The sequence below is a fragment of the Rhodococcus sp. Z6_132 genome (genome assembly GCF_058133635.1).
The window spans coordinates 872,909-884,336 of record NZ_JBYUNP010000001.1; the positions used below are offsets into that span (position 1 = coordinate 872,909).

An 11,428-nucleotide genomic window follows, 5' to 3' on the forward strand; every position below is an offset into this window, starting at 1 on the left:
GGCCGCGGTGACGCAGCCAGCCACCAAGCCCAAGCGCGCGCCCATCGCCACCGAGGTGCTCTCCAGCACGCGGCTGAGCCCGCACATGGTGCGCGTGGTGCTGACCGGCCCGGGCTTGCGCGACTTCCCGGTGGGCAGCTGCACCGACCACTACGTGAAGCTGCTGTTCCCGCCCGCCGGCGCCAGCTATGGCATGCCCTTCGACGTGGAGCAGGTGCGCGAGCAGCTGCCCAAGGACCAGTGGCCGTGCACCCGGACGTTCACGGTGCGCGCCTTCGACCCCGCGGCCACGACGCTGACCCTGGACTTCGTGGTGCACGGCGACACCGGGCTGGCCGGTGCGTGGGCGCTGCACGCCCAGCCGGGCGACCAGATCTCGCTGATGGGCCCCGGTGGTGGCTACGCGATCGACCCGGACGCCGAGGAGCAGCTGCTGGTGGGCGACGCCACCGCGCTGCCCGCCATCGCCGTGGCGCTGGAGCAGCTGCCGGCAGGTGCCCGCGCGCAGGTGGTGGTGGAGGTGGACGGCCCCGCGGACGAGCAGGAGCTGCCCAGCGCGGCCGACGTGCGGGTGCGGTGGTTGCACCGTGGTGACAGCACCGATCCCGACCTGCTGCTGGCGGCCGTGCGCGAGCTCACCGTGTCCCCCGGTGCACAGGCCTTCGTGCACGGCGAGGCAGCCGCCGTCCGCTCGGTGCGGCGCTACCTGCGCACCGAGGTGGGCATCCCGGTGGCGGCGCTGTCGGCGTCGGGCTACTGGAAGCGCGGCCGCACCGACGAGGTGTGGCGGGCGGAGAAGAAGGAGTGGAACCGCTTGGCGGAGCTGGACGACCAGGGGCGCTAGACCGGGGTCATGGCCGCGACCAGCCAGCGGCCGTCGACCTTCTCCATGGTCAGCACCAGCCGGCTGCCCGACATCGACGGGTCCGGCGCGTCCTGGGTGGTGGTGGACTGGTTGAGGTAGACCAGCGCGTCCACCTTGTCCGGGCTCGCGGTGGAGGCTGCCGCTCCCACCACGGTGGCGCGGGTGGTCACGGCCTTCTGCTTGGCCGCCGGAACGACCGTGGCGGTGGTGACCTTGGTGTAGTCGTCGCGGAACGAGCCCGTGGTGCGCTCCGCTGCGTTGCGCAGCTCGTCGTCCACGGTGGTGTGGTCGTAGGACAGCAGCGCGACGGCACTGTCCGAGGCAGCCTGCACGGCCTCCGTGCGCGCCTGCTCCAGCGCCGTGGTCTTCAGCTGCGGGTGCAGCGGCCAGCCGGTGGTGCGCTGGGTCAGGAGCACTCCGACCACCACCGCCAGGGCCACGACCACCACGGCACCGGCGCCGAGCAGCGCCCGGCGCTGCACACCGTCGGCCAGCGGCGAGGCGGTGGTGGCCCCCCTCGTGGCGGCCGGCTTCGCCGTCGCGGACCCAGTCTTGGCTCCGGCAGTCGCGGCCGTCTCGGTCCCGGCCTCAGCCGACCCGGTCTCGGCAGCCTCGGCCTCAGCCGACCCGGTCTTGGCCGTCTCGGTCTTGGCCGTCTCGGTCTTGGCCGTCTCGGTCTTGGCCGTCTCTGTTCTGACCGACGCGGTCTCCGACGTCTCGGCCGGCTCCCCGTCCTCGGTGTTGGGCAGCTGCTCATCGCGGCCCCTGCGCATCAGCTTCACGGTACGAAGTCCACCTTCGAGACCGTCATGCGGCCTCCATCGTCGACCACGGTCACTCGTAGTCGGTAGCTGCGGTCCTCCGGCTGCGGGGACGACGAGTTGGAGACCTTGGCGCTGGAGGCGACCAGCACCACCCCGGTGTTGTCGTCGAGCCGCTCCAGGGCGGAGGCCTCGATGGTGCCGGCGGAGTCGACTTGCGCCTGCTGCACCACCTGGATGTAGGAGTCCTTGCCGGCGCCGAACTCCTCGGCGAAGGTCCCGCTGGACCCGTCCAGCAGGTTCTGCACGTCCTCGGCCGCGGTCTGGTGCCGGATGTTCGTCAGGTTGAGCACGCCCTGCCGCGCGGTCTGCACGAACGCCTCGCGCCGGGCGTCGTCCTCGGCGGAGGTGGTGGCACGCAGCAGCAGCACCGTGGCCGCGGCCAGCGCGAGCACCAGCAGCAGCGCACCGGCCGCCCCCACCAGGGTGCGCACCCGGGGTCGCGACGGGCGCAGGTCGGGCCCTGCGCCGGCCGGGGCAGCCGTGGCCGAGTCAGCGGTGGTGGAGTCAGCGGTGGTGGACCCGGTGGCGGCGGTGGACCCGGTGGCGGCGGTGTCCGCCTTGACCAGCGACGGACGCTCGATCTTCGTGGTCTCGTCGACGGGAGCCGGCGCCGGTGCTGCGGTCGGCGCCGGAGATGCAGTCGGTGCGGCCGTGGACTGCGGCTCCTCCGCCGTCTCGGTCTGCTGCGGGGCGGTGGAGCCGACTTCACCGGCCGCCGGGCCCTGGGCCCTGGTGGCTCTCCTGCGTGAACGTTGCTGCACTACCAGCTCACTTCGTGTCACTACTGCTCTGATCCCGTCGGTGCTGTCAACAGCTGCTGCCAGGTCATGCCGGGTCGGTACGTGCTGCCCATGGCGAGGTCGGCCTGGGCGTAGGTCTTGCCGTCCGATCCAACATACTTGCCGGTAACGGGGTCGTAAGGTGCCGTGGCCGTGACGGATTGAGGCGTGGGCTGCACCTCCGGCGCCGCTGCCGACTGGGCCGTCACCGGCTGCGACGGCGTCGTCACGCCGGGGTTTGTTCCCACGGGGACGTAACCCTCCGGGTCGCGGCACAGCTCGGGCGTCGGCGCCCGCTTGCCGGGCACCTCGGCGCAGGGCAGGTTGCGCACGCCGCGCACAGCCACCCCGTTGGCCGCGTCCTGCGGGATCTTGCAGTACAACCCGTCCGGGGTGAAGGGCACGTCCACCTCGGTGGCCAGCCGCCGCTCCGAGGCGGGCAGGTAGCCGGTGGTGCACGGCGGTGGCGTGTTGAGGGCGTAGACGAAGTCCAGGTTGGCTCGGCCGGTGCCGGCCGAGGGGAGCACCACCGACACCAGCGCGGCGGCCAGCGGTGGGTAGATCACCAGCACCTGTTCCAGCGCAGCGTTGTAGGTGACCGCCACCTGCCCGACGCTGGTCAGGTTGGCCAGCAGGATCGGCAGCGTGGGCTGCAGGTCCTGGAACAGCGCCGTCGCCTCGCGGGAGAAGGGCTGCCCCTTCACCAGCAGCGCACGCACGTCGGAGTCGCTGCTGCGGACCTGGTCGGTGAACGTGGCCAGGTTGCTGGTCCACGCCCGGATGGCGTCACTGGTGACCACCTGGGTGTCCAGCAGCGGGCCGAGCTCCTCGAGCAGCGTCCGGGTGGGCCCGATGTTGTTCTGCGCCTCCTGCAGGAACAGCCGGGTGCTGTCCAGCAGGCGCTGCAGGTCGGGGCCGGAGCCGCTGAAGGCGTTGAAGGACTCGTCCACCACCTTGCGGAAGTTGCCGGGCGGGATGCTCGCCACCAGCGCGTTGGCCTGGTCGAGCAGCGGCCCCACCTCCGAGGGCACGGTGGCCCGGCCGAGGGGCACCACGTCGCCGTCCTGCAGGAACGGCCCGCTGGCGGTGCGCGGCATCAGGTCCACGTACTGCTCACCGATGGCCGAGACGCTCTTCACGGCCACGTCGAGGTCGCTGGGCACCTCGGCGCCGGAGTCGACGGACAGCTCCGCCTCCACCCCGGTGTCGGTGAGCCGAACGGCCGAGACCTTGCCGATGGTGTTGCCGCGGTAGGTGACGTTCGCGAACGGGTAGAGACCACCGGCGGCGGGCAGCTGCACCGTCACGGTGTGCCGGCCGACACCGACCAGCGCGGGCAGCTGGATGTAGTACAGCCCCATCACCGTCACGCCGACGACGGTGAGCACCGCGAAGATGGCGAGCTGCATGCGGACGAAGCGGGAGAGGATCACTGGCCGGTCCCCGTTCCTGCTGGCTGGCCGGGCAGCGCCTGGCTGGGTGGTTGCTGCTGCGGCGGGGTGTTCAGCGGCGCCTGCAGCGGGTCGGCCGCGGTGGTGCCCTGCCCGGCGTTCTGCTGGAGCACGTTCTGCAGCTGGGTGAGCACCCCATAGAACGGCGTTCCCTTGAGCAGGGCGCTGTCGGTGCGGGCCAGGGTCAGGTCGATGGTGATGCCCAGGTTGGCGTAGTCGCCGTGGAAGGCGTTCTTGAAGGAGTTCATCGGGAACGGGAACGTGCCGAGCACGCTGAGGCTCTCGGGGAGGTCCTTGCCCGCGTCGGCGAGCGCGGCGAGGCTGGGTGAGAGGTACTGCAGGTTGGCGATGAGGTCGTCCTTGGAGCTGGTGACCACCCGGGTGGCGGCGTACCCGAGGTTGCCCAGGGACGCGAGCGTGGTGGTGAGGTCGGCGCGCTGCTGGTTGAGCACGGCCAGCGCCGGCGGGATGGAGTCCAGCGCCCCGCCGAGCACCTGGTTCTGCTGGGCCACCTGGCCGGCGAGCCGGTTGAGGCCCTCCATCGCCCGGATGATGTCCTGCTTCTGGGTGTCCAGCCCGGTCAGCAGGGTGTTCAGCTGGGTGAACAGGCTGCGCACCGAGTCCTCGCGGCCCTTGAGCGCGTTGTTCAGCTCGGAGGCGATCTCCTGGATCTGCGACAGCCCGCCGCCGTTGAGCACCACCGACAGCGACGACAGCGTCTGCTCCGTCGTCGGGTAGGCACCGGCCTGGCTGAGCGGGATGGTGGCCCCGGGCTGCAGCTGGCCGACCGGCGCCTCGGAGACCGGCGGGTTCAGCTCGACGTGGTTGGAACCCAGCAGCGACGTCTGGCCGATCATCGCGGTGGCGTTGGCGGGCAGCTGGACGTCCTCGTTCAGCGACAGCGTGACCTTGGCGTGCCAGCCGTCCAGCTCGATGCCGCTGACCTTGCCGACGATGACGTCGTCCACCCGCACCGGGGAGTTCTGGTCGATGGTGGTGACGTTGGGCATCTCCACCTGCACCGTCCACGCTCCGCCCCCGGAGCCCTCCGTGCCCGGCAGCGGCAGCGAGTTCAGTCCCTTGAACTCACACCCGCCGAGCACCACCGACGAGACCAGCACCGCCGCGCCGATCCCGGCCGCACGTCGTGACCTGCTCATCAACGTCCTCCCTCCGGCATCAGCAGACCCGTCAGGCCGGGGACCTTGGGCTCGGCGACGGTCGGCCACTTGACCCCGGTGTAGCCGGGGGCGCCGGGCTTGTCGGCCGCGGGCAGCGTGCCGGTGGCGACGTCCAGCCCGGGCTCGCTGAGCTGGAGGTCGGTCGGCTCGGCCCGGTAGCCGTTGACCGGGTTGAGGCCCAGCGCCGGGTAGTTGAAGTTCAGCGTGTTCAGGTACGGCGCGAGGTACTGCACGCACAGCTTCGCGCTCTGGTCCGCGGCGGCGGTGGCGAGCCCAGCGATGCCACCGCAGATGAAGTTCACCGGGTTCTGGAAGTTGGAGATGGCCAGGTTGCCGACCAGGGAGTTGTGCCCGGGCTGGTAGATGTTGAAGAAGTTGGCCAGCGAGTTGGGTCCGGAGTGCAGGATCCGCTCCACCTCCGGGCGCTTGTCGGCCAGCACCTGGGTGACGTCGGCGAGGCTGCTCACCGCCTCGGACAGCCCGGTCCGGTTGCTCCGCACGAAGCGCTCCACGTCGCCGACCGCGATGTTCAGGTCGGCCAGCGCCCCACCCAGTGCGGTGGTGTTCTTGGCCAGCACGTCCGAGACGCTGGCCAGGCGGCCGCCGAACTCCACGATCTGCCGGTCGCTGGCCGCCAGCGCACTGACGAAGACCTGCAGGTTGCGCACGATCGAGAAGAGGTCGTCCCGGCCGTCGGAGAGCGTCTTCATGGCCAGCGAGAGCTGGTTCAGCGTCTGCCGCAGCGACTGCCCGTTGCCGTCCAGCGCGGCGGCGGCGGAGTTCACGGTCTCCCCGAGCGCCCCGGTGGTGCTGAACTCGTTGGGGCCCAGCGCAGTGGCCAGGGTTCCCAGCTGGTCCTTGATCTCGTCCCACTCCACCGGCACTGCGGTGCGGTCCTCGTTGAGCACCGCGTTGTCGGCCATCACCGGCCCACCGTCGTAGACCGGGGCCAGCTGGACGAAGCGGGAGGAGACCAGGCTCTGGGCGACGATGAGGGCCTTGGCGTCCGCCGGCACCGGCTGGTCGGCATCCACCGACATCGTCACCTTGGCGCGGTCGCCCTCCGGCTCGATGGAGTCGATGGTGCCCACCTTCACGCCGAGCACGCGGACGTCGTCGCCCTCGTAGATGCTCGTGGTGGAGGTGAAGTAGGCGACGACGGTGTGCTGCTTGGTGCCCGGCAGCAGCACGTAGGTGGCGGCGGCGAGCACCGCGACGACCAGCGCGATGATCGCGCCGCGGACCACCATCGACCTGGTGCTCATCGGCCACCTCCCGGTGCGGGGGCAGCAGGGGCAGCCGGTGCCGGTGGCTGGCCGGCCTGCGCCTGGTTGAGGTAGGGCTGCAGCGCAGCGTCCACCAGGGGCTTGACGTTGTCGCCGGGGATCAGGTTCTGCACGTAGGCGTTGAAGAACGGCCCGCTGGAGACGGCCTCACCCAGGGTGATCTGGTACTTCGACAACCCCTCGAGGCCGGCGGTGAGGTTGTCCCGGTTCTTCTGCAGCACGTCCAGCACCGAGTTCAGCCGGGTGAGGGTGGGGCCGAGCTGGGCCTCGTTGTCAGCCACCAGCCCACGCAGCTGGTTGGCGACGGCCTGCACGTTGGTGAACAGCTCGCCGATCACCCGCCTGCGGTTGTCCAGCTCACCCAGCAGGGTGTTCCCGTCCAGCACCAGGGTGTTCAGCTGGGTGCTGCGCTGGGAGAGCACCGTGGTCACGCTCTCCGCGTTGCGCAGCAGGTCCTGCAGCAGGGCGTCGCGCGAGCTGATGCTGGCGGAGAGGTTGGTCAGCCCGGTGAGCGCGTTCCGCAGGTCTGGTGGGGTGTTCTGCAGGGTGGCCGCCAGCGTCTTCATCGACTCGCTCAGCTGGTTGGTGTCCAGGGCGTCCACCGTGTCGGTGAGGTCGCCCAGCGCACCGGTCAGGGAGTACGGGGAGGTGTTGCGGCCCTGGGGGATGGGGGTGTCGGTCGGCAGCTCCCCCGGCCCGGCGGGCCGGACCCCCAGCGCCTTGCGGCCCAGGATGGTGCTGGTCTCGATGTCCACGCCGGTGTCCTGCCCCAGGGTGATGCTGTCGCCGACGGTGAAGGTCACCAGCACCTGCGGCCCGCTCAGCTTGACGCTCTCGACCTTGCCGACGTTCACGCCGGCCACGCGGACGTCGTCGCCCGGGTTGATCCCGGCAGCCTCGGGGAACAGGGCCTGGTACTCCGTGCCGCTGGCGAAGATCGGCAGCTTGTCGTAGTTCAGCGCCGTCATCACCAGCCCCGCGGTCACCACGATGCCGACCGCCCCGATCGGCACCGGGTTCATCTCGCGAAAGCGCCTCACGCCGCGCACCTGCCCGTCTTCTGGTCGTTCAGCGTGACCGTGGTGGGCTTGCCGTCCGGGCCGGTCAGCTTCAGCACGATCTGGCACAGGTAGAACTGGAAGAAGCTGCCGTAGACGCCGGTGCGCACCAGGGCCGCGTAGGTCTCGGGCAGCCGCGACACCACGCTGTCGATCTCGCCCTTGCCCTCGTCCAGCACGGTGGCCAGCCGGTTGCCCTGGTTGATCGCGCCCTGCAGCGGCTCGCGGCCGTCCAGCAGCAGCGAGGTCAGCTGGTTGGTCCCGGTGTTGACGCTGTTCAGGGCGTCACCGATCACCGCCCGGTCTCCGGAGAGCCCGCTGACCAGCTGCTGGAGCTGGGTGACCGTGGTGTCGAACTGGGTGCTGCGGGTGGCGACGGTGTCGAGCACGGTGTTGAGGTTGGTGACCACCTGACCGATGAGCTGGTCCCGGTTGGCGAGGGTGTTGGTCAGCGAGCCGGTGCGGGCCAGCACCGACTGCACGGTGCCGCCCTGGCCCTGCAGCACCATGATGATCTCCGAGGACAGCTGGTTGACCTGGGCCGGGTCGAGGGCGCGGAACAGCGGCTTGAACCCGTTGAGCAGCTCGTCGAGGTCGAGGGCGGGCGTGGTCTGGGAGGCGGGGATCGAGTCACCGTCCTCCAGCGGCAGCGGGTTGCCCGAGCCCTCCAGCAGCTCCAGGTACCGGTCGCCGGTGAGGTTCTCGTAGCGGACCACGGCCTTGGTGCTGGCGGCGAGGCGGTACTTGGTGTCCACCTCGAAGTCCACCTGCGCCGTGTTGTCCGCGGTGACCTTCACCCCGTTGACGGTGCCCACCGGCACGCCCGCGATGCGCACCCGCTCGCCGGTCTTGATGCCGGAGGCGTTGGTGAACAACGCCTGGTAGGAGGTGGTCGGCGTGAATCGGATCTGGCCGAAGATGACCACCAGCCCGGCCAGGATCAGCACCATCACGGTGGTGAAGACACCCAGCTTGACCAGGGTGGAACGGGCCGAGGTCATGAGCCTCCTCCGGCTTGCTCGCCCTGCAGGTAGTCGATGATGTCGGGCACCCGCGGGGTCTGGACGTTGGTGCCCGGCTTGTTGGGGTTGCTGCCGGTGTTGGTGACCAGGTACTTCCCCGGCAGCTGGTCCAGGGTCAGGTTCGGCAGGCCGTTGCACCGCGGGCCGCCGGAGGCGCCGATCACGGGCAGGCTCTGCGGGTACTGGTAGATGTCGCCGCCGGCGATGAACGAGGTGTCCACGCCGATCCAGGGGTTGATGCCGCCGGCGATCTCCTCACCGAGCCCGCGGGCGGTGTTCAGACCCTTGAAGAAGCAGGTGAACTCCGGGGAGTACTCGTAGAGCAGCGCGGTGGTCGGGCGCAGCAGGCTGACCACGTCGGCCAGGCCTGCCTGGTTGGTGTTGAGCACCTGGGTGCCCACCGTGCCCAGCCCGGTGAGCCCCAGCAGCAGCTGGTCGAGGTTGCCCTGCTGGTCCACCACGGTGTTGCTGGTGGTCGTGAGGTTCTCCAGCGTGCGCAGCAGCCCGTTGGCCGAGTCGGCGTAGACGTCGGCCACGATGGCCCCCTTCTGCAGGTCGTTCTGCAGGGCCGGGATGCTGGGGTTGAGCTGGGTGAGGACGTTGTTGGCCTGGTCCAGCGTCTCGCCGAGCTGGGTGCCCCGGCCGCGCAGAGCCTCGGCGATCGCGCCCAGGGTGGCGTTGAGCTTCTGCGGCTGGGTGGCCTCCAGGAGCCGGTTGAGGTTCTGGAAGACGGTGTTGAACTCCACCGTCACGTTCTGCGAGGCGATCCGGGCACCCGCGGCGATGGGCGTGGCGGAGGGCTGCTCGGGTGGCAGGAAGTTGACGAACTTGGCACCGAAGACCGTGGTGGACTTGATGTCCACCCCGGAGTTGGCGGGGATGAGCCGCAGCATGTCCGGCTGCAGCGCGAGGGTGATCTCGGCGTCGTCACCGCTGACGCGCACCTCCGACACCCGGCCCACCTCGACGCCACGCACCTTCACCTTGGCGCCGGGATCCATCACCAGGCCGGTGCGGGCGGTGGAGATGGTGACCGGCACCGTGCTGGTGAAGCTGCCCCGGAACATCCCCAGCGCCACGACGACGATGGCCAGCAGCGCGACGACCAGTGCCAGCGCTGCGAGCTTGTAGTGGTGTCGCACCATGGCTAGCCCCTCATCCCGACAGGTTGAAGTTGCCGGTGCCGCCGTAGATGGCGAGGGAGACGAGCAGGGTCACCACCACCACGGCGATGAGCGAGGCGCGCACCGCGTTGCCGACGGCCTCACCCACGCCGGCGGGACCCCCGCTGGCGGTGTAGCCGTAGTACGTGTGGATCAGCATGATGACCACGGCCATCAAGATGGCTTGCAGGAACGACCACAAGATGTCGGTAGGTATCAGGAACGTCGTGAAGTAGTGGTCGTAGACCCCGCCTGACTGCCCGTAGATCACCACCGTGGCGAACCGGCTGGCCAGGAAGGACATGATCACGGCCAGCGAGTACAGCGGGATGATGGCGATGAGCCCGGCCACCACTCGGGTGGTGACCAGGTAGGGCATGGAGGGGATGCCCATGACCTCCAGGGCGTCGATCTCCTCGCTGATCCGCATGGCGCCGAGCTGGGCGGTGGAGCCGGCACCGATGGTGGCGGCCAGGCCGATTCCGGCGATGACCGGCGAGGCGATGCGCACGTTGATGAACGCGGCGAAGAACCCGGTGAGCGCCTCCACGCCGATGTTGCCCAGCGAGCTGTAGCCCTGCACCGCGATGGTCGCGCCCGAGGCCAGCGTCAGGAACCCCACGATGACCACGGTGCCGCCGATCACGGCGAGCGCTCCCGAGCCCATGCTGATCTCGGCGATCAGCCGCAGGGTCTCCTTCTTGTAGTGGGTGACCGCCCGCCAGGACCAGCGCAGCGCGGTCCAGTAGAAGACAGCCTGCTCGCCGAAGCTGTCCGTGGACCCGGAGAAGCGCTGGCCCACGCGCCGCGTGCGGGGGAACTTTCCGGTCATCGCGATAGCCATCGACTCAGCCCGCCGTTGCCTTGATGCCGACCGCGGTGACGATCACGTTGATGACGAACAGACCCATGAAGGAGTAGACCACCGTCTCGTTGACCGCGTCACCGACGCTCTTGGGACCGCCCTTGACCGACAGCCCGCGGTAGCAGGCCACGAGCCCGGCGATCAGGCCGAACAGACCCGCCTTGACCTCGGAGATCACGACCTCGGGCAGGTGGGTGAGCAGGGTGAGCCCGGAGACGAAGGCCCCGGGGTTGACGTCCTGCAGGAAGACCGAGAAGAAGAAGCCGCCGAGCAGGCCGATGGACACCACCAGCCCGTTGAGCAGCAGCGCCACGAAGGTCGAGGCCAGCACCCGCGGGACCACCAGGCGACGGATGGGGTCGATGCCCAGCACCTCCATCGCGTCGATCTCCTCGCGGATGGTGCGGGCGCCCAGGTCGGCGCAGATGGCGGTGGCACCGGCACCGGCCACGATGAGCACGGTGACGATCGGGCCGACCTGGGTGACCGCGCCGAGCGCGGCGCCGGCACCGCTGAGGTCGGCCGCGCCGATCTCCTTGAGCAGGATGTTCAGGGTGAAGCTGACCAGCACGGTGAACGGCAGCGCCACCAGGACGGTGGGCAGCATGGAGACCCGCGCGATGAACCAGCACTGGTCGACGAACTCGCCCCACTGGTAGGGACGGCGCCACGAGAACCGGAGCACGTCCAGGGTCATCGCGAAGAAGCTGCCGAGGTTGCGCAACGGCGTGTCGATCAGCGCAGGAACCGCCATCGTCGCGCCCGCCCCCTCTCCGCCTCGCCGACCGGCAGACGTGACGCCCGCCGGGTTCTGAGTGTGACAAGAACCATACTAACTAGAACACGTTACAGCTCTGCGGTGTCAAATCCTGGTAACGGACCTGGCCACCGACCCCGAGTACTCAACGTCGGCAGCGCCAAATAGGTGCGCGGG

At 69.9% G+C, this 11,428-nt stretch carries 11 protein-coding genes; 1 reads left to right on the top strand and 10 read right to left on the bottom strand.

The features are described 5' to 3' along the window. Positions 1–7: 7 nt before the first annotated feature. Positions 8–844, top strand: coding sequence for a siderophore-interacting protein (locus AC3YO9_RS04105; RefSeq protein ID WP_489982226.1), 837 nt, complete (start codon positions 8–10; stop codon positions 842–844). On the opposite strand, the gene AC3YO9_RS04110 is transcribed toward AC3YO9_RS04105, so the two are convergent. From AC3YO9_RS04110 to AC3YO9_RS04155, 10 genes are read right to left on the bottom strand one after another with little or no spacing between them, the layout of a single operon-like run. Then, positions 841–1,638, bottom strand: coding sequence for a hypothetical protein (locus tag AC3YO9_RS04110; protein ID WP_489982227.1), 798 nt, complete (start codon positions 1,636–1,638; stop codon positions 841–843). The genes AC3YO9_RS04105 and AC3YO9_RS04110 overlap by 4 nt on opposite strands. Before the next feature lie 5 nt (positions 1,639–1,643). Beyond that, positions 1,644–2,450, bottom strand: a complete 807-nt coding sequence (locus tag AC3YO9_RS04115; RefSeq protein ID WP_489982228.1) for an Rv1363c family protein — start codon at positions 2,448–2,450, stop codon at positions 1,644–1,646. Positions 2,451–2,470: 20 nt separating this feature from the next. Continuing rightward, positions 2,471–3,901, bottom strand: a complete 1,431-nt coding sequence (locus tag AC3YO9_RS04120) for an MCE family protein (protein WP_127784444.1) — start codon at positions 3,899–3,901, stop codon at positions 2,471–2,473. Then, a complete protein-coding gene (locus AC3YO9_RS04125) occupies positions 3,898–5,079 on the bottom strand; it encodes an MCE family protein (RefSeq protein WP_489982229.1) in 1,182 nt (393 codons plus the stop codon). The genes AC3YO9_RS04120 and AC3YO9_RS04125 overlap by 4 nt, the downstream gene beginning before the upstream one ends. Continuing rightward, entirely contained in the window at positions 5,079–6,365 is a 1,287-nt protein-coding gene (locus tag AC3YO9_RS04130) for an MCE family protein (RefSeq protein WP_489982230.1), read from the bottom strand. The genes AC3YO9_RS04125 and AC3YO9_RS04130 overlap by 1 nt, the downstream gene beginning before the upstream one ends. Further along, the gene (locus tag AC3YO9_RS04135; RefSeq protein ID WP_489982231.1) at positions 6,362–7,426 is read right to left on the bottom strand and encodes an MCE family protein; all 1,065 of its coding nucleotides are present in this window, start codon (positions 7,424–7,426) and stop codon (positions 6,362–6,364) included. Before AC3YO9_RS04135 ends, AC3YO9_RS04130 begins: the two co-directional genes overlap by 4 nt. Continuing rightward, complete coding sequence (locus tag AC3YO9_RS04140) at positions 7,423–8,445, bottom strand: MCE family protein (RefSeq protein ID WP_127784448.1); 1,023 nt, start codon at positions 8,443–8,445, stop codon at positions 7,423–7,425. The genes AC3YO9_RS04135 and AC3YO9_RS04140 overlap by 4 nt, the downstream gene beginning before the upstream one ends. Further along, positions 8,442–9,611, bottom strand: coding sequence for an MCE family protein (locus AC3YO9_RS04145; RefSeq protein WP_127784449.1), 1,170 nt, complete (start codon positions 9,609–9,611; stop codon positions 8,442–8,444). Before AC3YO9_RS04145 ends, AC3YO9_RS04140 begins: the two co-directional genes overlap by 4 nt. Positions 9,612–9,621: 10 nt before the next feature. Beyond that, positions 9,622–10,473 carry an MlaE family ABC transporter permease gene (locus AC3YO9_RS04150; protein ID WP_127784450.1) on the bottom strand — a complete coding sequence of 284 codons (852 nt, stop codon included), beginning with the start codon at positions 10,471–10,473 and terminating at the stop codon, positions 9,622–9,624. A 4-nt stretch (positions 10,474–10,477) separates the two neighbouring features. Continuing rightward, a complete protein-coding gene (locus AC3YO9_RS04155) occupies positions 10,478–11,248 on the bottom strand; it encodes an MlaE family ABC transporter permease (RefSeq protein ID WP_127784451.1) in 771 nt (256 codons plus the stop codon). Positions 11,249–11,428: the final 180 nt, after the last annotated feature.

Bases quoted from the DNA above. Each gene is read 5' to 3' on its own strand.
- AC3YO9_RS04110 (WP_489982227.1), bottom strand. From the start codon at position 1,638: ATGCGCAGGGGCCGCGATGAGCAGCTGCCCAACACCGAGGACGGGGAG.
- AC3YO9_RS04125 (WP_489982229.1), bottom strand. From the start codon at position 5,079: ATGAGCAGGTCACGACGTGCGGCCGGGATCGGCGCGGCGGTGCTGGTC.
- AC3YO9_RS04130 (WP_489982230.1), bottom strand. From the start codon at position 6,365: ATGAGCACCAGGTCGATGGTGGTCCGCGGCGCGATCATCGCGCTGGTC.
- AC3YO9_RS04140 (WP_127784448.1), bottom strand. From the start codon at position 8,445: ATGACCTCGGCCCGTTCCACCCTGGTCAAGCTGGGTGTCTTCACCACC.
- AC3YO9_RS04145 (WP_127784449.1), bottom strand. From the start codon at position 9,611: ATGGTGCGACACCACTACAAGCTCGCAGCGCTGGCACTGGTCGTCGCG.
- AC3YO9_RS04150 (WP_127784450.1), bottom strand. From the start codon at position 10,473: ATGGCTATCGCGATGACCGGAAAGTTCCCCCGCACGCGGCGCGTGGGC.
- AC3YO9_RS04155 (WP_127784451.1), bottom strand. From the start codon at position 11,248: ATGGCGGTTCCTGCGCTGATCGACACGCCGTTGCGCAACCTCGGCAGC.